Origin of the sequence: Gordonia sp. w5E2, assembly GCF_036540975.1 — a bacterium.
Taxonomy (GTDB): domain Bacteria; phylum Actinomycetota; class Actinomycetes; order Mycobacteriales; family Mycobacteriaceae; genus Gordonia; species Gordonia jacobaea.
In genome coordinates this window covers 1,112,875-1,136,623 of record NZ_CP144213.1, presented here as the reverse complement: position 1 = coordinate 1,136,623, position 23,749 = coordinate 1,112,875, and the positions used below count along the sequence as shown (strand labels likewise).

Here is a 23,749-nt window from a genome sequence, read left to right as displayed (position 1 = left end):
GCCGACCCAGGAGTTTATGTATGAGTGGCAGCATGTCCCGCCGTCAGGCCATTGAGGCCGTGACCACGTATGAGATGGAATGCGACGGCTTCCCCGAGCCCCTGGCAGACACCTTCGGCCGCAACGTCTTCACCCTCTCGGCGATGAAGACCCGCCTGCCCAAGCACGTCTTCAAGGCTGTCGCTGCAACCATCGACAAGGGCGTTCCACTCGACCCGACCCTCGCCGACTACGTAGCTTCCGCGATGAAGGACTGGGCCATCGAGAAGGGTGCGTCGCATTACGCGCACGTCTTCTACCCGCTGACCGGATTCACCGCCGAGAAGCACGACTCCTTCCTCGAACCCGACGGCGCCGACGGTTCGCTCGCCGAATTCGCAGGTAAGACGCTGCTGCAGGGCGAGCCCGACGCGTCGAGCTTCCCCAACGGCGGCCTGCGCGGCACCTTCGAGGCCCGCGGTTACACGGGATGGGACGTCACCAGCCCGGCGTACATCCTGGAGAACCCCAACGGCAACACGCTGTGCATCCCGACGATCTTCATCTCGTGGACCGGCGAGGCCCTCGACAAGAAGGTGCCGCTGCTGCGCAGCCAGCAGGCCATGAGCAAGCAGGCGATGCGCGTGCTGCGACTGTTCGGCCACGAGGACGTCGACACCGTCGTCTCGTACGCGGGCCCCGAGCAGGAGTACTTCCTGATCGACCGCCACTTCTACTTCGCCCGCCCCGACCTGATGACGACGAACCGCACGCTGTTCGGCGCCAAGCCGTCGAAGGGCCAGGAGTTCGACGATCACTACTTCGGGGCGATCCCCGACCGTGTGCTCGCGTTTATGATCGAACTCGACCGCGAACTGTTCAAGCAGGCCATCCCGGCCAAGACCCGCCACAACGAGGTCGCACCGGGACAGTTCGAGATCGCCCCGGTCTTCGAGCGCTCGAACATCGCCCACGACCACCAGCAGCTCATGATGACCACCATCAAGAAGGTCGCAGAGCGCTACGGCATGATCGCGTTGCTGCATGAGAAGCCGTTCGCCGGAGTCAATGGCTCGGGCAAGCACGTCAACTTCTCGATGGGCAATTCGAACCAGGGCAACCTGCTCAACCCCGGCGACACCCCGCACGAGAACGAGCAGTTCCTCGTCTTCTGCGCGGCGATCATCCGCGGCGTACACAAGTACGGCGGGCTGCTGCGTGCCTCGATCGCCTCGGCGTCGAACGATCACCGCCTGGGCGCCAACGAGGCGCCGCCCGCGATCATCTCGATCTTCCTCGGCGAGCAGCTCTCCGACATCTTCGACCAGATCGCGAAGGGTGGTGCCAAGGAGAGCAAGACGTCGGGCGTCATCGAACTCGGCGTCGACACGCTGCCGCCGTTCAAGGCCGACGCCGGCGACCGCAACCGCACCAGCCCGTTCGCCTTCACCGGCAACCGTTTCGAGTTCCGCGCGCCCGGCTCCAACCAGTCGATCGCCGACCCGATGATCGCCATCAACGCGATGCTCGCCGATTCGCTCGAGTACGTCGCCGACTTCCTCGACAAGGAGATCGCTGCGGGAACCGAGTTCCACGCCGCAGTGCAGAAACTGCTCGAGGGCATCATCACCGAGCACGGCAAGGTGGTCTTCAACGGCAACGGCTACTCCGACGAGTGGCAGGAAGAGGCCGCGTCGCGCGGTCTGCTGAACCTCCGCACCACCGTCGACGCGATGGAGCAGTACGACCTCCCGGAGATCAAGGAGGTGTTCAGCAAGTACGGAATCCTGTCCGAGCGCGAGCTCGAGGCACGTAAAGACGTTGTGCTCGAACAGTATTCGCTGGCCCTGCTGGTTGAGGCCAAGGAGACACTCGAGATCGCCAAGACGATGATCCTGCCCGCGGCAACGCGTTACATGGGCGAACTCGCGAGCACCGCGGCCAGCCTCAAGGCTGCGGGCATCGAGATGGAGACCCCGGCGCTGGGCACCATGACCGGCAAGGTCAGCGAGCTCAACGCCGCCATGGATACGCTCGAGTCCGCTATCGAGGGCTTCCACGGCGAGACCGTCGAGGAGGAGTCGGAGTACGCGCTGAAGTCGCTGATCCCCGCGATGAACGGCGTGCGCGACGTCTCCGACGCGCTCGAGGGAGTCGTCGCCGACGATCTGTGGCCGCTTCCGACGTACAACGAGATGCTGACCATTCTCTGACGCGAACACCACGCAGCGTGCCCGCCGGGATATCTTCCGGCGGGCACGTCGCATTTCACGAACTTCTTGGCTGATCGGCCAGGCTAGGTCGGTATCTTTGTCGATATGGATGAATCCGGTGTCGGTGTGGGGCGGCTGTTGCTCGCACTCGACGCGACGCTGGCGTCACTGGCTGCCGCACCGCGAGGCCTCGACGTCGTGATCGACTCGGTCGCGCTCATCGACCCCGACGACCTGCGCCTGCCGCTACACACATCGGCCCGCGACGCGGATCTGTTCCTGATGGTCGGGGTCGACGCCGACGACGTTGTCGGTTGGCTCGACGGGTTCGGAGCGCAGATGCCCGTCGCGGTGATGCTCAAATCGCCGTCTGCCGAGGCCATCTCACGCATCGCCGAACATTCCGTCGCGGTCATCGACGTCGATCCGCACGCTCGGTGGGAACGCATCTACCGACTCGTCCTGCGGGTGCTGGATGCGTCGTCGGCACCGCCCGGAGCCGAATCCATGCAGGCGGGCAGCATCGGCGACCTCTTCGAACTCGCCGCAGAGGTCGCGCGCCGCACCGGTGGGCTCGTCAGCATCGAGGACGCGCGTTCCCATGTGCTCGCCTACAGCAGCGCCGGCGACGAAGCCGACGAGCTTCGACGTTTGTCGATCCTCGGCCGCGAGGGACCACCGGAGATGCTCGCCTGGTTACGCCAGTGGGGCGTGCTGGATGCGCTGCGCACCACCGAGACACTCGTGTCCGTCGAGGAACGCAGCGAACTCGGGTTGCGCCCGCGGCTGGCGATCTCGATCCGATCTCCGCACGAGCAGGGAATCGGCGACTACCTCGGCGCGATCTGGTTGCAGGAAGGGCGAGATCGGTTCGCCGACAACACCTCCGACATTCTCGCGGGTGCCGCCGCTGTCGCAGCGCGCATCATTTCTCGACGACGCAGCGCGGGCAGCGGGCACGACGAACTGGTACGCAGGCTTCTCGGAGCGCGCGGCGAGACGATCGACTCGGAGTTCCTCGGTAATCAATTGGGCATCTCGCCTGGTACGGACCTGTTGGTGGTCGCGTTCGGCGGGCTGCTCGCCGATCCGTCGAGAGCGTCGGTTTCCGCACCTACACCCGCGATGATCTCCGCATTGACGTTGCACGCCAGCGCATTCAGCCCACTGTCGGTGACGTCGACGCTTGGACCACGAGCCTACGTCGTGCTTCCCGGTGCCGATCAGGACGCAACGGTCGCGTGGGCCCGCTCGGCGGTTGCGGCGGCGCGTCGACAGTTCGGAGTGGATGCGCGTGCCGTGGTCGCGGGGCCCGCCGCCGGACTCGGGTCGGCGCCGACGTTGCGGACCCAGACCGATCGAGTTCTCGATGCGGCACAACGTGAATCGGATCTGATTGAGCCCGTCACGACGGTCGCGGCATCGACGACGGGAGTGCTGCTCGGCGAGATCGTCGCGCTGATCGAAGAGAACCCAGAGCTGATCGACGCCCGCGTCCTCGACCTCGCGGCGCGCGACGAAACGTCGGGAAGTGAACTCACACCGTCACTGCGCGCCTATCTCGACCATTTCGGCGACGTCCGCGCGGCCTCCGCCGCGCTGCACATCCATCCGAACACGTTGCGCTACCGCATTCGTCGCGTCCAGGAGCTGACCGGCATGGACCTCGAAGACCCGACGACCCGCCTCGTCGTCGCGCTGACGCTCCGGGTCCCGCGGCCCGCCGGCTGAGTGCCCCGCTGGTTGAGCCAGCCGCGAGCGCAGCGAGCAGCCGAGTCGAAACCACACACCCACGCGAGGGTGGTCTCGACAAGCTCGACCAGCGGGAAATCGCTCGACCCTTCCGCTGGTTGAGCCGGCCGCGAGCGCAGCGAGCAGCCGAGTCGAAACCACTCGCCCCGCATCGCTCACTCCCGCAGCGTGGCCTCGAAGGCGATGCGGTCGCCGCGGAAGAGCGACCACACCACCTCGACGGGCAGGCCGGCGGCGTCGAAAGATCGCCTGCGCAGCAACAGCATCGGCATGGCGGTCGACGTTTCGAGTAGCTGGGCCTGCCGCGGGCTCGGCAGTGCCGTCTCGATCCGCTCCTCGGCGCTGGCGAACGTGACGCCCTCGGCACGGATCGCGGTGTACAGCGACGTCTCCGGATCGAAGGTCTCGTAGAAGTGCCCGAATCTCTCTTTCGGGAGAAACGTACTCTCCAGCCCGAGCTTCTGGCCGTCGGCGAGCAGCACGCGTTCAAGGTGCATCACGGTCGAACCAGGCGCCAAACCCAAACCTGCGCAGACGGATTCGTCGGGTACGGCGTCGGCGAATGTCACCATGATACGGCTGGGTACCCGGCCGAACTGGCGCGCTCCCTCGGTGTAGGACTTCAACGACAACGGCTGCACCATCTTTGGCGCCGACACGACCGTTCCGCGCCCGCGCCGTTCGATCCGGCCCTCGACGAGTAGTTCCTGCAACGCCTGCCGCACCGTCTCGCGCGCAACCGAAAAACGTTCGGACAGCACGCGTTCGGATGGCACCGAGTCGCCCTCTTCGAGATCGGCTAGGACGTGCTCGAGTTCAGTCCGCACCCGCACGTACTTCGGCTGAGTTTCGGGCGCCATCAGTGGCCACCCCGCTCGACGTCGAGCACACGCCGAGCCACCACCACGACCTCGTCGATCGACAGTGCCGAAGCCCCGGGAATCTTTGCGGCGTCGTCGAATCGGCGCAGTGCGAGGGCGTCTGGCCACCACGGGTGCCGTGTCCACTCCGCACCGAGATCGCCGGCGCCTCCCTGCTCCGCGAGCGAGGCGACCGATGTCGCGGTCAGCCCATCTGCGTAGGCCGGATCGTGAGCCGCCAGCCACTTCTTCGCCGCGACATGCGAACCCGCAAGCCATCCGACACGTTCGCCGAATCGAGGAGTCAGCCAGGCCCGCGCATCGTCGTCGTGGCGAGCAGTGGACTCGACGAGGCGACTGTGCCCGACGTCGTGGAGCACAGCGGCGAGCACCAATTCGTCATCCGCGCCTGCCACCACGGCATTGCGGCCCGCCTGCAGCGCGTGATCGAGCTCGTCGACGGCCTCTTCGTCCCAGACTCCGCGCAACGAGCGCAGCACGTCCTCGACCTCAGCAACCACATCCACACACATGAGATTCACTGTACCCAATTTGGTCTAGACCAAGAGTTAACCCAGAGTTCTCCGAAAGGACCTTTATTGGTCTAGACCAAACCAGCAGACTGGTTCGCATGAAGGTGATCATCATCGGAGGCGGAATCCTCGGTACGTCGCATGCGCGTGCCGCCATCGAGCGCGGACACGCGGTGATGTTGCTCGAACGAGAGCGTGAGGCGCGCGGCGCTACAGTCCGAAACTTCGGGCTCGTCTGGGTGTCCGGACGTTCGGCGGACGAACTCCCGGCGGCGCAGCGCTCACGTGACCTCTGGGAGAAGATCGGAGCCGACGTTCCCGGTATCGGCTTCCGGCCGTGCGGCTCGATCACACTCGTCCGCACCGCTGCTGAGCTCGCCGTCGCGGAAGAGACTCTCGCACAAAGTGATTCCGCCCAACGCGAGTTCACACTCCTCGACCCCTCCGACGTGCGCGCGATCAATCCCGCACTGCAGGGCACCTACGTCGCCGGTCTGCACTGCGCACGCGACGGAGCCGTCGAATCTCGTGTCGCACTCCCCGCGTTGCGCGGGTTCCTCTCCACCACCGGACGTTTCGAGTATCTCGGCGGGCGTGAGGTGCGGTCGGTGACGTCGACGTCGGGCACGGTCGAGGTCACCGACGACACCGGTGCCACCCATCGCGGCGACGCCGTCGTCGTGTGCACCGGCGCCGCGCACTCGGGTCTGCTACGCGAACTGGTCGGCGAGAAACCACCGGTACGACGTGTCCGGCTGCAGATGATGCAGACCGCGCCGTTCGATGAGCAGCTCACCACCGCGATCGCCGACGGCGACAGCTTCCGCTACTACCCCGCATTCGCAGGCGAGGCGCTCGACCACCTCGGCCGCGTGCAGTCGCAGTCGCCGGTCGCTGCTGAACACCACATGCAACTGCTGTGCGTGCAACGTCTCGACGGCGGGCTGACGATCGGCGACACCCACGCCTACGACCGGACCGCCGACGGCGACGATGCCGACGTCTTCGGCTTCGACGTCACCGAAGACCCCTACCAGCACCTCGTTTCGGTCGTCGAGAACCTGCTCGGCCGACGCCTTCCGCCCATCGCACGACGCTGGGCAGGTGTCTACTCGCAGTGCCTCGACTCCTCAGAACTGGTCTACCGCAACGAGGTCTCGCCCGGCGTCTGGGTCGTCACCGGCCCGGGTGGGCGTGGAATGACGCTCGGCCCCGCCATCGGTGACGACACCGCAGACCTCATGAACCTCTGAACACACGCCACACCCGAAGGGAAATACCTTGTCCGACAACCCGATCACACTCGCAGTCCTCGACATGGCAGGCACGACGGTCGCCGACGGCGGCTCGGTACTCGCCGCGTTCGACGCGGCAGCAGCAGCCGCAGGCCTACCCACCGACGGCCCCGGCCACGACGAGGTGAGGCAATACGTCGTCGACACGATGGGACAATCCAAGATCACCGTCTTCCGGCACCTCGTCGATGGCGACGAAGCACGCGCCCAGGCGGCCAATGCAGCCTTCGAGAAGGCCTACGACGCACAGATCGCCGACGGCGGTGCCACCCCGATCGACGGCGCGGCACAGGCCATTTCACAACTGCGCGACTCGGGCATCAAGGTCGCGCTGACCACTGGCTTCAGCGCGAACACTCAGAAACTACTCATCGACTCACTCGGCTGGCACGACCTCGCCGACCTCGTCATCGCGCCGTCGGAAACTCTGCGCGGCAGGCCTTTTCCCGACATGATCCTCTCCGCCCTCATCACACTGCGCATCGACGATGTGCGTCAGGTCGCGGTCGTCGGTGACACCGCCAACGACATCACCAGCGGCGTGCGCGCAGGCGCGGGCATCGTCGCGGGCGTACTGACCGGCGCACATGACGAAGACACCCTCCGCGCTGCAGGCGCGACCGATGTCGTCGCCGACATCGGCGCCGCCGCAGCATTGTTCGGCAACTGATCACCCGTTCGACACCACCCAGAACTACACCATCCATCCACATCCGTTGTGCTGCATCGGCGCGGCACAGCGCCATCCGCCACGCCCACGTCATCACCCACAGGGGGTTCTCTCATGCGCATTTCACGTCTTACCCGCACCTCGATGCGAGCCGTCGCTCTTGCCGCGACCGTCGCAGCGGTCACGCTGACCGCGGCCTGCGGCGGTACGGGGTCGTCGGACTCCAACGGCGGCAAGACCTTGACCGTCTACACCGCAGACGGACTCGGCACCTGGTACAAGAGCGAGTTCGCGAAATTCAAAGACCAGACCGGCATTTCGGTCAACATCGTCGAGGCCGGCTCGGGCGAGGTCGTCTCGCGCGTGCAGAAGGAGCAGTCCAACCCGCAGGCCGACCTGCTCGTCACGCTGCCCCCGTTCATCCAGAAGGCCGACGCCGACGGACTTCTCACGGCACCGGGCGTCGACACCACCGGCGTCGATCCGTCTGCCGTCGGCGGCAACTACGTCGGCATCGTCGACAACTATCTGTCATTCATCCGCAACCCGTCCGCACAGCCTGCGCCCGCGTCGTGGAATGACCTTCTCGACTCTCGTTTCAAGGGCAAGATCCAGTATTCGACGCCCGGCCAGGCAGGCGACGGCACCGCGGTACTCCTGCTCCTGCAACATCTGATGGGCAAGCAGGGTGCGCTCGACTACCTCGGCAAGTTGCAGGCCAACAACGTCGGGCCGTCGAGCTCGACCGGAAAGCTGCAGCCGAAGGTGAGCAACGGCGAACTCCTCGTCGCCAACGGTGACGTGCAGATGAACCTCGCATCCATCCGCGACGACGGCTCGAAGTTCGACCTGTTCTTCCCCGCGATGCCCGACGGGTCGCGAACCACGGTGTCGCTGCCGTACTTCGCGGGAATCACCAAGGGAGCACCGCACGCCGACGACGCCAAGAAGCTGCTCACGTTCCTGCTCTCGAAGGACGTACAGAACACGGTCGGCACCGACGCTCTCGGCGTCTCCGTTCGCACCGACGTCGCCGCGCCCACCACGTCGCCGAGCCCCGCACAGACAATCCAAGGCGTGACGATCTGGCATCCGGACTGGAAGTCGGTGCTCTCCACGCTCGACGCCGACGTCGCCGCATATCAGAAGGCAACCGGTAACTGACATGGCACAGAATCCGTTGACTCGCAGGAAGGTCGACGCCGAGCTCTCGGCGTCGTCCCCCTCGGGGGCCTCCCCACAGCAACCGGCGATCGCCTTCGATCGCGTGACCGTCTCCTATGGACGCGGTAAGAACTCCACAGATGCGTTGCGCGACTTCACGTTGCGCGTCAGCCGTGGTGAGACCGTCGCGCTGCTTGGTCCGAGTGGTTCCGGAAAGTCGACGGCACTCAAGTCGCTCGCTGGGTTCGTGCGCCCGACGGCCGGTCGGGTTCGACTGTCCGGCAACGACATCACCGACCTTCCGCCCGCACGTCGCGGGATCGGCGTCGTCGTGCAGTCGTACGCACTGTTCCCACACATGCGGGTGCGTGACAACGTCGCCTTCGGGTTGCGAGCACGCAAACTCTCCAAGCGCGAGGTCGGCGAACGGGTCGAGGAAGCACTCGGCATGGTGAGTATGTCCGAGTACGGTTCACGCCTGCCTCGAGAACTCTCCGGCGGACAGCAGCAGCGCGTGGCCATTGCCCGGGCACTGGCCATCAAGCCCGACGTCCTACTGCTCGACGAACCACTCGCAGCGCTCGACGCCGCCCTACGCCAGACGATGGTCGGGGAGCTGCAACGGCTGCGAGATGCATTGCCCGACACCACCATGCTGTATGTGACGCACGATCAGACCGAAGCTCTCGCACTTGCCGACCGGATCGGCGTCATGCGTGATGCTCGACTGGTCGACATCGGCACCACCGAAGAACTCTGGTCCCGACCCCCGTCGGGCTTCACGGCGTCGTTCCTCGGTGGCGCGAATCTTCTTCCCTGCAAGGTCGGACGTGTCTCCGGCGCAACGGCTTTGGTCGAGGTGGGCGAGAAGATGCTGTCGGCGACCGCTCCAGAACCGCTGTCGCGGTGGACGCCGGGGTTGCCTGCGCACCTGTGCATCCGCCCACACGAGATCGAAGTGACCGCGGTCGGCGCACACCGCTCGCTGCGTGCTCGCGTGACGACGTCGGTCTGGCGTGGGGCGTCGACACGATTGACGCTCGCCGTCGACGGTCTGCCCGACCAACTGATCGACGCCGACGTCGCAGGCCGCGCCGACCACCCGGTCGACGAGGTCGTCGGCGTGCGGTTGCCCGACCCGGCAGGCACATTGGTCGACACCGCCGGAGGTCCGCGATGACGTCGGCAACCCTCGCGGAGCCGACGACGTCCGCACCGCCGCCGTCGAATCAGGCACCGCGTCGCCTCGGAGCACTCGTCTGGGCGTTGCCGCCTCTTGTGGTGATCGCCGTCATCGCGGTGTATCCGCTGATCCGGATGCTCGCCGAATCCGCTGACGGTCAAGGTCAAAGCACCTGGGGCGCAGTGTTGAGCAGCGAGGCGTTCGTGCGGGCGTTGACCACAACCGCGTGGATCGCGATCGCGTCGACGATCGGATGCGTTGTGCTCGGCACGTTTTTGTCCGTGGTGCTGGCGTTCGTGCCCTTCCCAGGTTCGGGCCTCGTGGCACGCATGATCGATACGGTGCTCGCACTGCCCTCGTTTCTCATCACCCTGGCGTTCACATTTCTGTATGGCTCTGCGGGAGCGGTGAACTCGGCGATCGCCGCGGTGACCGGAGAACGTCCACTGCACTTTCTCACGACGCCGTGGGGCGTGATCCTCGCCGAGATCACCTTCTTCACCCCTTTCGTCGTCCGACCGCTGTTGGCCGCGTTCGCGATGATGTCGACCGATCAACTGAATGTGGCTGCATCGCTGGGCGCTTCACCGTTGCGGGTGCTCCGCTCGGTGATCCTTCCCGAAGCGTGGCCTGCGTTGGCAGCGGGCGGAAGCCTGGTTCTGCTGTTGACGCTCAACGAGTTCGGCATCGTCGCCTTCACGGGCGCCAAGGACGTCACGACGCTGCCCGTCCTGATCTACACCCGTGGAATCGTCACGTTCGACCTGCCGGGGGCGGCGGTGATCGCGACTGTCCAGGTCGCACTGTCACTTGCCCTGTACGGCGCCTACCGATTGCTGTTCGCACGCATCACGACTCGCAGGGAGAAGATCTGATGTTGCTCTGGACTCGCGCCAGCCGGGTAATCACCTGGACGATCTTCGCGGTCGTCGTACTCGTGGTCTTCGTCGCACCGATTGCCACCGTCGTCATCGCCGGGTTCGCAGGCTCGTGGACGGGCCCACTGCCGTCGAACCTGGGTCTCAACCATTTCGGGGATGCGCTCTCGGGCGAGAACCTGGCTTCGCTGTCGGTCAGCATTCAGACGGCCTTCATCGCAGGCGCCATCGCGCTGGTCCTCGGCACCTGGGCCGCGCTCTCGTCCAGGGAGGCACCCGCGCCGATACGCCGATTCACCGACGCGGTGTTCCACCTGCCGATCGCGGTGCCTTCGGTCGCCATCGGGTTGGGTTTGCTGATCAGTTTCAACTCGAAGCCGTTGCTCTTGGGCGGCACCCGTTGGATCGTGATCGTGGCGCACACCGTGCTCGTCCTGGCCTTCGCGTTCAGTTCGGTCACCGCTGCGCTGGAACGACTCGACCCCGCGTACAAGCAGGCAGCGGAATCGTTGGGCGCCAGTCCGTTCCGAGTCCTGACAAGGGTCACCCTGCCCCTGCTGACGCCCGCACTCGGGGCTGCCGCAGGTCTCGCAGTAGCACTGTCGATGGGTGAACTCGGCGCGACGGTCATGGTGTACCCAGCGACCTGGAAGACGTTGCCGGTGACCATCTTCGGACTCTCCGATCGTGGTCAGGTCTTCGATGCCGCAGCCTGCACGACGGTGCTGCTGGCGACGACGCTGGTCGCGCTCACGGTTCTCGGCAGAATCCGCACGCGAGCGGCCTAGGCGGCTGGCACGACGGACGTCCGGTTGCCGTGCAATCGGACGCCGTTGCGCGATCCTCGTTGTGCAATCCACCGAACAATTCGCATTGACGTTGGCCGATTGGACATAGCCGAATCGTCTCCGTCTCGATGGACTGAGACCATGGATGCGATCACCACTCCCCCACGCCCGATCAACGAGCCGGTGCACACCTACGCGCCCGGCACCCCGGAACGTCGACGGATCGTCGAGGAACTCTCGCGACAGTCGTCGGCCGACCCTGCCGAGTTGCCGCACATCATCGGTGGCGCGGCTCATATCGGAGGCGGTGAGCGACTCGACGTCGTGCAGCCACACTCTCATCACGAGGTGCTCGGCACGATGACCAACGCCACCCACGACGATGCCCGTGCCGCCGTCGACGCGGCGATGACAGCGCAGGAGTCCTGGGCGCACACCACTTTCGACGATCGCGCCGCCGTCCTTCTGCGCGCGGCAGACCTACTCAGCGGACCGTGGCGCGAGAAGCTAGCTGCCGCAACGATGCTCGGGCAGTCGAAGACTGTGCAGCAGGCCGAGATCGACGCTCCGTGCGAGCTCGTCGATTTCTGGCGGTTCAACGTCGAGTTCGCGCGGGAGATCCTCGCCGAGCAGCCGATGTCGTCGCCGGGCGTCTGGAATCGCCTCGATCACCGACCGCTCGACGGATTCGTCTACGCCATCACACCATTCAACTTCACCGCCATCGCCGGCAATCTCCCGACCGCACCCATGCTGATGGGCAACACCGTGGTGTGGAAGCCCTCTCCGACACAGGCGTACGCCGCGCACATCACCATGAGGCTCCTCGAAGAGGCCGGACTCCCGGCCGGCGTCATCAATCTGGTGAACGGCGACGGACGGGCGATGTCCGACGTCGCGCTCGCCGACGAGAATTTCGCGGGCATCCACTTCACCGGCTCGACCGCAACCTTCCAGCATCTGTGGCGCGAAGTCGGCAACCGCATCGACCACTATCGCAACTACCCGCGCATCGTCGGCGAGACGGGCGGCAAGGACTTCATCGTCGCGCATTCGTCAGCGGACCCGGATGTGTTGCGCACCGCCCTGATTCGCGGCGCCTTCGAGTATCAGGGGCAGAAGTGCTCGGCCGCATCGCGCGCGTACATCGCGCGCTCGGTGTGGGATCGCATGGGCGACGACTTCCTCAGCGAGGCAGCCGAATTGACCTACGGCGATGTACGGGACCTGTCCAACTTCGGCGGCGCGGTGATCGACCGTCGCGCCTTCGACAAGCAGGTCGCCGCGATCGACCGTGCGAAGACCGTCGCCTCGATGACCGTCGCGGTCGGCGGGCAGTGCGACGACACCGAGGGCTACTTCGTCCGGCCGACGGTGCTGCTCGGCGACGACCCGACCGACGAAGCCTTCTTCACCGAGTATTTCGGACCCATCTTGTCTGTTCACGTCTACGACGACGCCGACTTCGAATCGACGCTGCGCATGGTCGATTCCACCGCGCGGTACGCGCTGACCGGCTCGATCATCGCCACCGACCTCGCCGCCGTGTCGACGGCGTCGAATCTGCTGCGCAACGCGGCGGGCAACTTCTACATCAACGACAAACCGACCGGCGCCGTCGTCGGCCAGCAGCCGTTCGGTGGGGCACGCGCGTCGGGCACCAACGACAAGGCTGGCTCGAAAGCGAACCTGATGCGCTGGACGTCGACGCGGACCATCAAGGAAACCTTTGTACCGCCGAAGAATTCGGCCTACCCGCACATGGCAACTGATGCCACCGAGAAGGACTGAGGTGACATGACATGAGCGCACTCTTCGATTCGGTTCTGCGCCCGGTGATCACACGCGCGGCGGGGAGCCAACGCATCAAGCAGACGTCGCAACGACTTCCGGTCACCGAGCGCGTCGTCGACCGCTTCGTGGCGGGCGAGTCGGAAGCCGAGGTGCTCGTGGCAATCGCCGACGCACTCGGCAGCGGACTGTCGGTGACCATCGACCACCTCGGCGAGGACACCACCGACGAAACTCAGGCGTCGGCGACGGTCGCGGCGTATCTGAGCCTCCTGCAGGGGATGTCGCAGTTCGAGGCGCCGCCTGGGGCTCTGGAAGTGTCGTTGAAGCTCACCGCCCTCGGCCAGTGCCTGCCACGGCATGGTCGAAAGATCGCAGAGGAGAACGCGCACACCATCTGTGGTGCCGCTGCCGCGGCGGGCGTATTGGTCACGGTCGACGCCGAGGACCACGGCACTGTCGACGAACGACTCGACATCGTCAGGACTCTGCGCGGCGAATACCCCGAACTGGGAACGGTTTTGCAGGCATACCTGCGTCGCACCGAAGACGACTGTCGAGAGTTCGCGGCATCCGGCGCTCGCATCCGGCTGTGCAAGGGCGCCTACTCCGAGCCCGCGTCGGTCGCCTATCCCGAGCGCTCACTGATCGACGAGGCGTATCTCAAATGTCTACGAATCCTGATGAAGGGCAACGGATATCCGATGGTCGCCAGCCATGATCCGACGATGATCGAGGCGGCCGAGCTGATGGCGATCGAGTTCGGCCGGGAGCCGCACAGCTGGGAACACCAGATGCTCTACGGCATCCGCTCCGACGAGCAACAGCGCCTGGCCGCCGCCGGCCACGCCGTCCGCGTCTACATCCCCTACGGCCAGGAGTGGTACGGCTACTTCGTCCGACGCCTCGCCGAGAAGCCCGCCAACCTGGGATTCTTCCTGCGCGCGCTGGTGTCGGGCTGAGGGGGGCCCTCCGCTGATCGAGCTGTTTTACCGCTGATCGAGCTCTACCCGCGGATCGAGCTTGTCGAGATCACCGCCGGCCAAAGTGGTCTCGACTCGGGTGCTCACTACGTTCGCGCCCGCTCGACCAGCGGTGGGGCCCGCCGATAGAGCCTTTCCCGCTGATCGAGCTTGTCGAGATCACCAGCGGGGGGCAGTGGTCTCGACTCGGGTGCTCGCTCCGCTCGCGCCCGCTCGACCAGCGGAGGGCCACCCGCCGAGCGAGCCGTTTACCGCTGATCGAGCTTGTCGAGATCACCAGCCGATCGAAAGAGTGGTCTCGACTCGGGTGCTCGCTCCGCTCGCGCCCGCTCGACCAGCGGTGGGGCCCGCTCGACCAGCGGGGGCTCACCCCAGCGGCTGCGCGCGCTTGACCTGCGCGGCGGCGCGGGCGGCGTCGAGTTCGACGTCAGTGACGATCGACGCCCGGCCCACGCGCAGCGTCCCCGAGGTCAGCGGCTGCGCGCGCAGGCCGCCGCGACCGATCAGCGCCTTACGGACACCCTCGTCGGCCATCGTGTCCATCCACGCGCACGGGTGGGCCGGACGTCCGCCGCGGAACCGCACGGGACCGTCGCCGGTGTCGACACTGAACTCCCGCCCACGCAGCGGGTCGAGCTCGAGGCCACGCACCACCACATTGCGTCGAGCGACTACCGGGTCGACGTCACCGGCGGCCGCCTCCCACGCCTCGAGCGCCAAGAACGTCACGGCAGCTTCGGTGTGAGCGCGCACGCCGAAGAACCTGTCGCCACGGATCCCCTTGTCGGCGATGATCTCAACGCTCGACGGGGTCTCGGTCGGCACGTCTGCGGCCGGACCGTCCTTCGGTCGTCCGAAGTAGGCGTGCGCAGGTGAGACGACGAACGTCACGATCTCGACGTCGTACCTGAACTCCATGCTCCCAGGCTACGCAGCCCCCATCGACCGGTCATCTCTCCGAACGCGGCACGTACGTCAGCCCACGGAACACCGCACTGCTCGCGAACACCGACGCGTCGAGTTCGACGTCACGATGCCGCGCCATACGCAGCGCGAGCCGGAGGAGCATCTTGATGTCGCGCGGCGTGATGTCGGGGAACCCGCCCACGAGGTCGTCGAGCAGGTCCTCTCCCAGGATGACGTCGTTACCCGCGGCCAGGATCTGCCAGACCTGTCGGGCGTCCTTGGGTCCGGGCGGCGCGTAGGAGATGATCGCCGCACAGCGGGCGAGAATCGCTTCGTCGACACCGTCGATACGGTTGGTGGTGAGGAACAGCAAGCCGTCGAAATACTCCAGGGTGCGCAGAAATTCGGCGACGATGGCATTCTGCGCGAGGTCGAGTCCGCGCTCCATCACGAACACATCGGCTTCGTCCAGCAGGAGGACCGCGTCCCACCGCTTGGCCCGATCGAAGATCACTTCGAGGTTCTTGCGTACCAATTCGGCTGTGATGCCCAGTGATCCGGAGTGGATCGAGTACAGCGGACGTCCGGTGACCTCGGCATAGACCTCGGCGGTGAGTGTCTTGCCGACGCCTGGCCTTCCCTTTGCGAGGATGACGTTACCGGCCGATTTCCCGCCGATGATGTCGCCGGTGAACACAGAAATGTCGGTCGTGAGGATGTTCAGCAGCTCGCGTTGATCGTCGGGCAGAACGAGTTTGTCCTGCAGGTGCGTCTCGTAGACGTACTCGGCGAGGTCGGCGGTGTTGACGTCGAGGAAGTCCTGCGCGCCGAGATCGAATACCCGCACGGCCGTGGTGACCGGCACAGGACCGAAATCGTCTCCGCCGTAACGGTTGCTGTCGTAGAGTGCCGACGCGGCGACCATGCGTAGCGGTGCGATCTCGTCGGGTGCGACGTCGTGCACCACCTTGCGATTGTTCCGCGAGTTGGGTGAGCGATAGTCGTCGGTACGAATCACTTTGCCGCTGAACGTGTATTGCTGTCCGAAACCGGTGTCGATGATGTGCTGGTAGCGGTCACGGCGCGCCTGGTACTCGACCTTGAGGTCGTCGCTCTCCTTGTAAGCACCCCCAGCCAACAGCACATCCGCGGGTGTCTTTCCGACGACTTCGGTGTCTTCGAAGTAGAGAACGCGCGGCTTGCGTGAGGGCCGCTTCACGGTGGCGTTGTCTGCTTCCATCGTGAATTTGATTCGCGGACCATGTGTTCGGTCACCGTGCTCGAGCGTGATGTCCATGACGAGATACGGATGAAGGTAACCGTCGGACTCGCGGACGTAGAGCCAGCCGTCGATCATGTCGTGCCGCAGGAACGTCCGGAAGATCTCGACGGCGGCGTCGAGATGTGGGATCGGCGCGAAGTCGCCTGCCCGCGATGACACGATCGCGCCGACGGCACGCGAGAACGAGTCCTCGCCAAGGGAATCAGCCGTCGCGATGAGGTCGCTCAGCGCCGAATCGGTGAGATCCCGGTCTGCGATGGCGATCTCGGGCGAACGCCACGACGACGCCTGACCGCGAACCCGAGCCAGGTCGTCCGACGTTGTGCTTGCGACGAGTGTTGTCGGTGCTACCAACATGATCGACCTTCCCTGGTCGTCGATCGGGCGTCCGACGATGCGGACGCCCGATCTGAAAGCTGGACTCAGGCCTCGGGATCGAGGACGAAGTCGTACGTCACGGCGACGCCGCCGTCGACCGGCTGCGGGTCGAGCATCAGTTCAGGCTTGACGGCCGAGGCGATGTCGTCGTCGTTGTGCGGATCACCCGGGAAGTAGAGCTGCGTGGTGATCAGCTCGTAGCCCGGCGCGCTCACCTTGAAGTGCAGATGCGCGGGTCGCCAGGCGTGCCATCCCGCCGCCTCGATGAGCTGACCGCATGCACCGTCTGTGGGGATCTGATACGGCGCGGGCTGCAGGCTGTGAATCTCGAAGTGCCCCTCGTCGTCGGCGATCCAGGTGCCGCGGAGATTCCACTCCGGCAGTCCCGGCGCGAACTGCGAGTAGAAGCCGAGATCGTCTGCGTGCCAGAGCTCGAGCTTGGCGCCCGAGAGCGGTGTGCCATCGACAGCGCGCACCTGTCCGGAGAACACCATCGGTGTTCCCGGCTCGTCGTCGCGCATGGGAATGGTTCCGTTCCATGACAATTCGGGCGAGCCCTCGATGTAGTACGGTCCCTCGATGGTGCCCTTGCTGCCCTCGCGATGCTCGTTGGCAACCTCTTCGACCGAGTGCTCGAGCCAGACGTCGAGGAACAGCGGCCATTCGCCGTCCTCACCCACCCTGATCAGCCACGCCTTCAAGGCGTTGTACTCCTCGTAGGTGACGCGGTCGTCGAGGACGATGTCGTTGAGCGCCTTCACCGCCTTGCTCGCCAGATAGTTGACTCGTTCGGTGTCGACGACACCTGCACGAGATCCGCTGGTGGCCATGCGTTCACGGAAGCGCGCCGAGGCATTGGCGCCCGATTCGGCGGCCTTCGCGGTGACCTCTTCGTTGAAGCTGGCGTCGATGGTGTTCGTCATGATGGATACTCCTTGTTACTTTGGGCTGCGTGCTGCGTGACCAGGGGCTGCGAGTTGAGCGAGAAGTGGGCCGCGGGCGGGTCGGTCAGTCCGCGGCGATATCTGATGGGTGGGTGGCGAGGGGCGTCACGTGGATCGTCATGTACGGAAACAGCGGAAGTCCGGACAGGATGGAGTGCAGTTCGTCGTTGTCGGCGACGTCGAATATCGAGAAGTTGGAGTACTCGCCGACGATCCGCCAGATATGTGGCCATGCGCCTTTGCGTTGCAGCTCTTGCGAATACGCCTTCTCGCGAGCGACGGTCTCGGCCCGGACATCGGGAGCGAGGTCGTGGGGAATGTTGACGTCCATACGTACGTGGAAGAGCATCGGTGGTCTTCTCTCAGTGGTCGAGTCGGTAGTGGGTGAGTTTTTCGGGATCGATCTCGACACCGATACCCGGCGCTTCGGAGCGATGCAGCAGGCCGTCGGAGATCTGCAGCGGCTCGGCGAGTAGGTCGTCGCTCATGTCGAGGAAGTTCGAGAGCTCACCGGCCTGCCGTGACGTCAGTTCGAAGGCCGTTCCGAACGCGAGAGTGCATGCGGTGCCGAGCTGTCCGTCGATCTGATTGCCCATCACCACCTCGAGGCCGAGGCCTTCTGCGAGGTGGTGCGCCCGCCGCGATCTGGTGAAACCCGTTCGGGCCGTTTTGATGCTGATCGCCGTGGCCGAACCACCCAGCACCTCGCGCGTGATGTCCGCGGGTTCGGGGACCGATTCGTCGGCGATGAAGGGGACGTCGAGACGTTCGACGAGCCAGCGTCGACCCTGCACATCGTCTGCGGGACAGAGCTCTTCGGCAAAGAGCAGGCCGAGGTCGGCCATCTCGGTCATGGCGCGCATCGACTCCGACGCCGACCACCCCCGATTGCCGTCGACGTAGAGATCGATGGACTCGCCGAAGCTCTCCCGTAGTGCGCGGACCACCGCGGTGTCGAGCGAAGCCGGCCGCCGCCCGACCTTCACCTTGAACGTGTTGATGCCGTACGTGTCTCGCATGCGCGCGGCCTCGGCGACCATGACCGACGGTTCGTCGAATCCGAGCATGTGACTGACGCGCATGCGGTCGGTGTAACCGCCGAGCAGGTCGGCGACCGGGTAGCCGAGGATCTTGCCGAGTGCGTCCCAGACGGCCATGTCGATCGCCGACTTCGCGGTCGGATTACCGACGGTGCGTGCGAGCCGTTCACCGATGACCTCGCGTTCGAGCACGGTCAGACCAACCAGCTGTGGCGCGAACACCTTGTCGATGACTGCGACGATGCCGTCCTGCGTCTCGCCGTAGGTGAACGGCCGTGGCGGCGCCTCTGCGACGCCGACGATGCCCTCGTCGGTGTGGACCCGCACGAGTACGTGCTCGGCCGCGTGGACCTCACCGGAGGCGAAGCGCAGTGGTTTGGTGTACGGGATCGCGAACGGAATCGCTTCGATCTCAGTGATTTTCATAAGTGTGGTCCTTGTGTAAAGGGTTCGGGACTCGGCAACGCCTCGGCCAAGCCGAATGCGTCCGCGATCACCTCGGACACGGTCGCGACGAGTGGATTGGTGTCATCCGTGCGCCATGCGAGCGCTACTTCGATGGAGCCGGCGTCGGCCAGTTCGCGGATGACGACGCCTGCCGACTGCAGTGCACGCACCGAGCCGGGAAGTACCGCGACGCCGAGTCCCGCGGCAACCAGCGCGAGCAGGACGGGCGTTCCCGACGCCTCGTGCGACCGCTGCGGTACGAAATCCGCACTCCTGCAAGCCCGCAACACGGCGTCGTTGACCGCAGAGTCACGACTGTCGTACATCACGAAAGGTTCGGTGCGCAGATCTTGCAGCGCCACAACAGGTTCGGATGCCAACCGATGATCACTGGACACGGCGAGGACCAACGGCTCGACGTCGATGGTGCGTACCTCGATGCCGTCACCGGCCACCGGCGGTCGCAGTAGTCCGAGGTCGATCTCGCCGGCGACCAGCGCGTCGCGCTGTGTCGGAGTCAGCATGTCCGCGGAGATCGCGAGCTCGACGCCCGGGAGCTGTTGTTTGACGGCGCGGGCGATCCTGGGCAGATGCGAGAAGGCCCCGATGCCGGTCAGTCCGAGTCGCACCAATCCACTGCGTCCGGCGGCGATACGTCGTACCTCGTCGACGCATCCGTCGACGTCACCGAGGATGCGCCTGGCCTCCGCCTGCAGGTAGAGGCCTGCCGGAGTGAGTGAGACCTGGCGAGTCGTTCTGGTCATCAACGTGACGTCGAGCTCTGCTTCGAGTTGCCTGATCGCGTACGACAGCGCGGGCTGCGCGACGTGCAGCGTGGCAGCGGCCTGCCCGAAGTGACATGTGTCGGCGACGGCCACGAAGTACCGCAGGTGTCGTAGCTCCATGTCACCACTCCTCTCGCGCCGACTACTCGGAAGGAGCGAATTCTGAGTCACTCCCCTGGCGCCATGTGACTGCCACCACTTTCGAGATCCACGGTAGAAGCCCGATCCATACAAGACAAGGACTCATATTCGTGTGATTGATCGATGCCATCGATCAATCAGAGCGTGGGTCAGGGATGCGACAGCCCTATGCGTGACCGTTCATAGAGGCGGGACAGCGCAAAACCCACGGAAGAGCGCGCCCCGAACCCCGAACCCGCCGACCTAAGCCGACGCCAACGCCCGCAGCGGCGCGCCGGTCTTCGCTTCGACGTCGGAGAATTCGACGCCGGGCGCGAGCTCGACGACGTCGAATCCCCCTGCCGCGACGTCGAATACGCCGAGATCGGTGATGACCCGGCTCACCACGGAGCGCCCGGTCAGCGGTAGCGAGCATGCGGCGACGAGCTTCGGGTCGCCCTTCTTGGTGACGTGCTCCATGAGCACGATGACCTGACCCGCGCCGTTGACGAGGTCCATCGCGCCGCCGATGCCTTTGACCATCGCTCCGGGAACCATCCAGTTGGCAAGGTCGCCGTTCATCGCGACCTGCATGCCGCCGAGTACGGCGACGTCGACGTGGCCGCCGCGGATCATTGCGAAGCTGGTGGCCGAATCGAAGAACGACGCGCCGGGCAGCGTCGACACAGTCTGCTTGCCCGCGTTGATCAGATCCGGATCGACGTCCTCGTCGTACGGAAACGGGCCGACGCCGAGGATGCCGTTCTCCGCGTGCAGGGTGATCCCCGAGTCGTCGGGCATCTGGTCGGGAATCAGCGTCGGAAGTCCGATGCCGAGGTTGACGTAGTCGCCGGGTCGCAGCTCTTGTGCTGCGCGCGCGGCCATTTCGTTACGGGTCCAGGTCATGATGCCACCTCTGCTGCGCCGACTGCCACGGGATGCGGCCGGGTTGTCCGATGTTCGATTCCCTTGTCTTCGGCCTGCTGCGGCGTCAATTCGACGACCCGCTGCACGAAGATTCCGGGCAAGTGCACCTCGTCGGGGTCGAGTTCACCGACTTCGACGACGCGCTCTGCCTCGACGATCGTGATGCGTCCGGCCATCGCGGCGGGCGGATTGAAATTCCGTGCGGCTGCGTGGAAACAGCAGTTACCCGCGGTGTCGACGACGGCGGCACGGATCAACGCGTAGTCGGTGACGATCGATTCCTCGAGCACCATCTGCCGCCCGTGGAAGGTCCGCACCTCCTTCGGCGCCGACGCGAGTGCGACCGAGCCGTCGGAGTTGTATCGCCACGGCAGACCACCCTCCTCGACGGGAGTGCCCACCCCGGTCGGCGTGTAGAAGGCACCAATTCCGCTGCCGCCGGCCCGCATTCGCTCGGCGAGCGTACCCTGCGGCGTGAGTTCGACGGTCACCTCGCCCGCGAGGAACTGGCGGCCGAACTCCTTGTTCTCGCCGATATACGACGCGATCACCTTGTCGATGCGCCGCGCTTCGAGCAGCAGGCCCAATCCCGCGCCGTCGACGCCGCAGTTGTTGGAGACGATGGTCAGCCCGCTCGCTCCCTGCGCGAGCAGGGCGTCGATGAGGAACTTGGGAATGCCGGAGAGTCCGAAACCTCCGACGGCGAGGCTTGCGCCGTCGGGGATGTCGGCGACTGCGCTGGCGGCCGAGTCGGCCACTTTACTGTGCCGGGCAGACGAATTGACGTTGGTCATGAGTGCTCCAGATGGTCGAGAAGGAGAGGTGTGATCTCTTGTGGCCGTTGGGCATTGGCCAGGTGGGCCGCGTGTCCGATGACTTCCAGCCGACCGTCGGGCACCGCATCGACGATCTCGGCGAGACGATCGGGCGGCGTCGCGGGATCATCGGCGCCTGCGATCGCGAGCGTCGACGCCTTGATTGCTCCGAGTTCGCCGCGCACATCCGCAGTAGCTAGTGCCTCACAGCAGCCCGCGTAACCCTCCGCCGGGGTGCCTGCGATCATCGCGCGATACCACGCGACCGTGTCCGTGTTACGTTCGTCGGCAAGGTATTCCGCGGTGAACCAGCGCGTGAGAATCGTATCGGCGATCGCCCCTGTACCGTCGGCACGCACGGTCGCCGCACGATCAAGCCACGGTTGCGCAGGCGCGAAACACGCTGCGGTGCACAGGAGCGCAAGGGCATCGACCCGCTCGGGGTTGCGGATCGCCACCCGCATCGCGGTCAATCCGCCGAGGGATAGTCCGACGACGTGGGCCGACGCGATGTCGAATCGATCTAGCACACCGACGAGGTCGTCGGCGAGGTCGTCGATTGTGTACGGACCCGCAGGCACTGGCGAATCACCATGTCCGCGAGTGTCATAGCGCACCACCTGGAAACGTTGTTCGAGCGCCGAGAGCTGTGCGTCCCACATTCGATGAGTGGAGCCAAGCGAATTCGACAGTATGACGACCGGCGCATCGGTTCGGCCCGTGACGTGCGCACTGACCTCGACGGCGCTCATCGGGTTGCCTCGAAGATCGCCGCGATCCCCTGTCCGCCACCGATGCACATGGTCTCGAGAACGTACCGGGCATCACGACGCCGCGCCTCGTACGCAGCGGTCGCAAGAATCCGACCTCCCGTGGCCCCGATGGGATGGCCGAGCGAGATGCCGGATCCGTTGGGGTTCAGGCGATCATCCTCGGCGTCGACCTTCCACTCAGCGAGCACCGCGAGTACCTGGGCGGCGAACGCCTCGTTCAGTTCGATGAGGTCGATGTCGTCGAGGGTGAGGTCGGCGCGGCCGAGCGCTGCCGCGGTGGCACCGACGGGCCCGAGACCCATTGTCTCCGGGGCACATCCGCTGACCGCCCACGACCGCAGGGTGAGCATCGGATCGAGACCTCGACGTTCCGCTTCGGCCCGTGTCGTGACGATGCACATCGCGGCGCCGTCGTTCTGACCCGATGCGTTGCCTGCGGTAACCGTGGACTCAGAGTCGATGCGCCGGCGTACAGGGCGCAGTCCCGCAAGCGATTCCACACTCGCGTCGGCGCGGGGATGCTCGTCGGTATCGATGACCGTATCCGGCTTACCGCGTCGACCGGGCACGGTGACGGCAACGAGCTCGTCGTCGAATCGTCCCTCCCGCTGCGCGGCGACCGCACGGTGATGCGACCGGACCGCCAATTCGTCCTGCTCGTCGCGTCCGATCCGGTACTCACGACGCAGGTTCTCCGCGGTCTCGATCATCCCGCCGGGCACCGGATGCGACTCGCCTCCCGCTGTCAGACGCCCGCGTTCGAGCCGGTCCATCAGTTCGACGCCGCCCGCGCGTACGCCGGTGCGCAGTCCGAGTGCGTAGTGCTCGACGTTCGACATCGATTCCGCACCACCGGCGATCACCAGGTTTGCTCCTCCGGTCGCGACCTGCGCCGCGCCGTTGAGTATCGCCTGCAGTCCCGAGCCGCAGCGGCGGTCGACCTGCATACCCGGTACCCCGACCCCGAGCCCTGCGTCGAGCGCAGCGATCCTGCCCAGCGCCGGCGCCTCGCCATTGGAGTACCCCTGCCCGAGGATCACGTCGTCGATGTCACCCTCACCCAGACTTGTCCTCGTCGTCAGTTCGCGCAGCAAGCCGGTCGCGAGGTCGGCAACCGACAGCGACGCGAAGACACCTCCCATTCGTCCGACCGGGGTGCGCAGCGGCGAGCAGATCACGACATCTGTGGGGGCGTTCATGGTTTCAACACTAGGAACTGCGAGCGATATTGAGAAGTATTCAT

Annotated in this window: 22 protein-coding genes; 10 read left to right on the top strand and 12 right to left on the bottom strand. The window is 65.5% G+C overall.

Translation table 11 applies throughout. The annotated features are described in order from the left end of the window. The first annotated feature begins 20 nt into the window (after positions 1-20). Together RND64_RS05225 and RND64_RS05220 are read left to right on the top strand one after the other, a co-directional pair. Positions 21-2,192, top strand: coding sequence for a glutamine synthetase III family protein (locus RND64_RS05225; protein WP_049697873.1), 2,172 nt, complete (start codon positions 21-23; stop codon positions 2,190-2,192). 105 nt (positions 2,193-2,297) lie between these two features. After that, complete coding sequence (locus tag RND64_RS05220) at positions 2,298-3,923, top strand: PucR family transcriptional regulator (protein ID WP_270483264.1); 1,626 nt, start codon at positions 2,298-2,300, stop codon at positions 3,921-3,923. A 176-nt stretch (positions 3,924-4,099) separates the two neighbouring features. Here the strand turns inward: RND64_RS05220 and RND64_RS05215 are convergent, their stop codons facing one another. Next, complete coding sequence (locus RND64_RS05215; RefSeq protein ID WP_414651972.1) at positions 4,100-4,807, bottom strand: GntR family transcriptional regulator; 708 nt, start codon at positions 4,805-4,807, stop codon at positions 4,100-4,102. Next, the gene (locus RND64_RS05210) at positions 4,804-5,337 is read right to left on the bottom strand and encodes an HD family phosphohydrolase (protein WP_270483268.1); all 534 of its coding nucleotides are present in this window, start codon (positions 5,335-5,337) and stop codon (positions 4,804-4,806) included. The genes RND64_RS05215 and RND64_RS05210 overlap by 4 nt, the downstream gene beginning before the upstream one ends. Before the next feature lie 98 nt (positions 5,338-5,435). Here RND64_RS05210 and RND64_RS05205 point away from each other — a divergent pair, with 98 nt between their 5' ends. The 8 genes from RND64_RS05205 to RND64_RS05170 all read left to right on the top strand — a co-directional run bounded on the left by RND64_RS05205 (position 5,436) and on the right by RND64_RS05170 (position 14,068). Further along, a complete protein-coding gene (locus RND64_RS05205) occupies positions 5,436-6,590 on the top strand; it encodes a TIGR03364 family FAD-dependent oxidoreductase (RefSeq protein WP_270483270.1) in 1,155 nt (384 codons plus the stop codon). A gap of 28 nt (positions 6,591-6,618) precedes the next feature. Further along, a complete protein-coding gene (locus tag RND64_RS05200) occupies positions 6,619-7,302 on the top strand; it encodes a phosphonatase-like hydrolase (RefSeq protein WP_270483271.1) in 684 nt (227 codons plus the stop codon). Positions 7,303-7,416: 114 nt separating this feature from the next. Continuing rightward, entirely contained in the window at positions 7,417-8,466 is a 1,050-nt protein-coding gene (locus RND64_RS05195; protein ID WP_270483273.1) for a 2-aminoethylphosphonate ABC transporter substrate-binding protein, read from the top strand. A gap of 1 nt (position 8,467) precedes the next feature. Then, on the top strand, positions 8,468-9,646 hold the full coding sequence (locus tag RND64_RS05190; protein ID WP_270483275.1) for an ABC transporter ATP-binding protein: 1,179 nt from the start codon (positions 8,468-8,470) through the stop codon (positions 9,644-9,646). Further along, positions 9,643-10,524: a 2-aminoethylphosphonate ABC transporter permease subunit gene (locus RND64_RS05185; protein WP_270483277.1), complete on the top strand. Its 882-nt coding sequence runs from the start codon at positions 9,643-9,645 to the stop codon at positions 10,522-10,524. The genes RND64_RS05190 and RND64_RS05185 overlap by 4 nt, the downstream gene beginning before the upstream one ends. Further along, entirely contained in the window at positions 10,524-11,315 is a 792-nt protein-coding gene (locus tag RND64_RS05180; RefSeq protein WP_270483279.1) for an ABC transporter permease, read from the top strand. Before RND64_RS05185 ends, RND64_RS05180 begins: the two co-directional genes overlap by 1 nt. A gap of 141 nt (positions 11,316-11,456) precedes the next feature. Then, positions 11,457-13,106 carry an L-glutamate gamma-semialdehyde dehydrogenase gene (gene pruA / locus RND64_RS05175; protein WP_270483280.1) on the top strand — a complete coding sequence of 550 codons (1,650 nt, stop codon included), beginning with the start codon at positions 11,457-11,459 and terminating at the stop codon, positions 13,104-13,106. A gap of 11 nt (positions 13,107-13,117) precedes the next feature. Then, complete coding sequence (locus tag RND64_RS05170) at positions 13,118-14,068, top strand: proline dehydrogenase family protein (RefSeq protein ID WP_290723939.1); 951 nt, start codon at positions 13,118-13,120, stop codon at positions 14,066-14,068. 387 nt (positions 14,069-14,455) lie between these two features. Here RND64_RS05170 and RND64_RS05165 read toward each other — a convergent pair whose 3' ends face one another. The 10 genes from RND64_RS05165 to RND64_RS05120 form a co-directional block, all read right to left on the bottom strand. Then, entirely contained in the window at positions 14,456-15,007 is a 552-nt protein-coding gene (locus tag RND64_RS05165; protein WP_270483284.1) for a molybdenum cofactor biosysynthesis protein, read from the bottom strand. A 31-nt stretch (positions 15,008-15,038) separates the two neighbouring features. Then, a complete protein-coding gene (locus tag RND64_RS05160) occupies positions 15,039-16,634 on the bottom strand; it encodes an AAA family ATPase (RefSeq protein WP_270483286.1) in 1,596 nt (531 codons plus the stop codon). Positions 16,635-16,699: 65 nt separating this feature from the next. Next, positions 16,700-17,578, bottom strand: a complete 879-nt coding sequence (catA, locus tag RND64_RS05155) for a catechol 1,2-dioxygenase (protein ID WP_064870513.1) — start codon at positions 17,576-17,578, stop codon at positions 16,700-16,702. Between the two features lie 85 nt (positions 17,579-17,663). Then, positions 17,664-17,948: a muconolactone Delta-isomerase gene (gene catC / locus RND64_RS05150; RefSeq protein ID WP_270483290.1), complete on the bottom strand. Its 285-nt coding sequence runs from the start codon at positions 17,946-17,948 to the stop codon at positions 17,664-17,666. Positions 17,949-17,961: 13 nt separating this feature from the next. Then, a complete protein-coding gene (locus RND64_RS05145) occupies positions 17,962-19,065 on the bottom strand; it encodes a mandelate racemase/muconate lactonizing enzyme family protein (protein WP_064870511.1) in 1,104 nt (367 codons plus the stop codon). Further along, positions 19,062-19,991, bottom strand: a complete 930-nt coding sequence (locus RND64_RS05140) for a LysR family transcriptional regulator (protein WP_270483292.1) — start codon at positions 19,989-19,991, stop codon at positions 19,062-19,064. The genes RND64_RS05145 and RND64_RS05140 overlap by 4 nt, the downstream gene beginning before the upstream one ends. A gap of 264 nt (positions 19,992-20,255) precedes the next feature. Beyond that, positions 20,256-20,897, bottom strand: coding sequence for a 3-oxoacid CoA-transferase subunit B (locus RND64_RS05135; protein ID WP_270483293.1), 642 nt, complete (start codon positions 20,895-20,897; stop codon positions 20,256-20,258). Further along, a complete protein-coding gene (locus tag RND64_RS05130; RefSeq protein ID WP_270483294.1) occupies positions 20,894-21,712 on the bottom strand; it encodes a CoA transferase subunit A in 819 nt (272 codons plus the stop codon). Before RND64_RS05130 ends, RND64_RS05135 begins: the two co-directional genes overlap by 4 nt. Beyond that, positions 21,709-22,485: a 3-oxoadipate enol-lactonase gene (gene pcaD, locus RND64_RS05125; protein ID WP_270483296.1), complete on the bottom strand. Its 777-nt coding sequence runs from the start codon at positions 22,483-22,485 to the stop codon at positions 21,709-21,711. Before pcaD ends, RND64_RS05130 begins: the two co-directional genes overlap by 4 nt. Next, entirely contained in the window at positions 22,482-23,705 is a 1,224-nt protein-coding gene (locus RND64_RS05120) for an acetyl-CoA C-acetyltransferase (protein WP_290723949.1), read from the bottom strand. The genes pcaD and RND64_RS05120 overlap by 4 nt, the downstream gene beginning before the upstream one ends. Between the last annotated feature and the right edge of the window lie 44 nt (positions 23,706-23,749).

What these genes read in the sequence shown, in the direction of transcription:
- pruA (WP_270483280.1), top strand. Translation starts at nt 11,457, where the DNA reads ATGGATGCGATCACCACTCCCCCACGCCCGATCAACGAGCCGGTGCAC.
- RND64_RS05195 (WP_270483273.1), top strand. Translation starts at nt 7,417, where the DNA reads ATGCGCATTTCACGTCTTACCCGCACCTCGATGCGAGCCGTCGCTCTT.
- RND64_RS05160 (WP_270483286.1), bottom strand. Translation starts at nt 16,634, where the DNA reads ATGTTGGTAGCACCGACAACACTCGTCGCAAGCACAACGTCGGACGAC.
- RND64_RS05225 (WP_049697873.1), top strand. Translation starts at nt 21, where the DNA reads ATGAGTGGCAGCATGTCCCGCCGTCAGGCCATTGAGGCCGTGACCACG.
- RND64_RS05185 (WP_270483277.1), top strand. Translation starts at nt 9,643, where the DNA reads ATGACGTCGGCAACCCTCGCGGAGCCGACGACGTCCGCACCGCCGCCG.
- RND64_RS05180 (WP_270483279.1), top strand. Translation starts at nt 10,524, where the DNA reads ATGTTGCTCTGGACTCGCGCCAGCCGGGTAATCACCTGGACGATCTTC.
- pcaD (WP_270483296.1), bottom strand. Translation starts at nt 22,485, where the DNA reads ATGAGCGCCGTCGAGGTCAGTGCGCACGTCACGGGCCGAACCGATGCG.
- RND64_RS05210 (WP_270483268.1), bottom strand. Translation starts at nt 5,337, where the DNA reads ATGTGTGTGGATGTGGTTGCTGAGGTCGAGGACGTGCTGCGCTCGTTG.
- RND64_RS05165 (WP_270483284.1), bottom strand. Translation starts at nt 15,007, where the DNA reads ATGGAGTTCAGGTACGACGTCGAGATCGTGACGTTCGTCGTCTCACCT.
- RND64_RS05220 (WP_270483264.1), top strand. Translation starts at nt 2,298, where the DNA reads ATGGATGAATCCGGTGTCGGTGTGGGGCGGCTGTTGCTCGCACTCGAC.
- RND64_RS05190 (WP_270483275.1), top strand. Translation starts at nt 8,468, where the DNA reads ATGGCACAGAATCCGTTGACTCGCAGGAAGGTCGACGCCGAGCTCTCG.
- RND64_RS05145 (WP_064870511.1), bottom strand. Translation starts at nt 19,065, where the DNA reads ATGAAAATCACTGAGATCGAAGCGATTCCGTTCGCGATCCCGTACACC.
- RND64_RS05140 (WP_270483292.1), bottom strand. Translation starts at nt 19,991, where the DNA reads ATGGAGCTACGACACCTGCGGTACTTCGTGGCCGTCGCCGACACATGT.
- RND64_RS05170 (WP_290723939.1), top strand. Translation starts at nt 13,118, where the DNA reads ATGAGCGCACTCTTCGATTCGGTTCTGCGCCCGGTGATCACACGCGCG.
- catC (WP_270483290.1), bottom strand. Translation starts at nt 17,948, where the DNA reads ATGCTCTTCCACGTACGTATGGACGTCAACATTCCCCACGACCTCGCT.
- RND64_RS05205 (WP_270483270.1), top strand. Translation starts at nt 5,436, where the DNA reads ATGAAGGTGATCATCATCGGAGGCGGAATCCTCGGTACGTCGCATGCG.
- RND64_RS05135 (WP_270483293.1), bottom strand. Translation starts at nt 20,897, where the DNA reads ATGACCTGGACCCGTAACGAAATGGCCGCGCGCGCAGCACAAGAGCTG.
- RND64_RS05120 (WP_290723949.1), bottom strand. Translation starts at nt 23,705, where the DNA reads ATGAACGCCCCCACAGATGTCGTGATCTGCTCGCCGCTGCGCACCCCG.
- catA (WP_064870513.1), bottom strand. Translation starts at nt 17,578, where the DNA reads ATGACGAACACCATCGACGCCAGCTTCAACGAAGAGGTCACCGCGAAG.
- RND64_RS05130 (WP_270483294.1), bottom strand. Translation starts at nt 21,712, where the DNA reads ATGACCAACGTCAATTCGTCTGCCCGGCACAGTAAAGTGGCCGACTCG.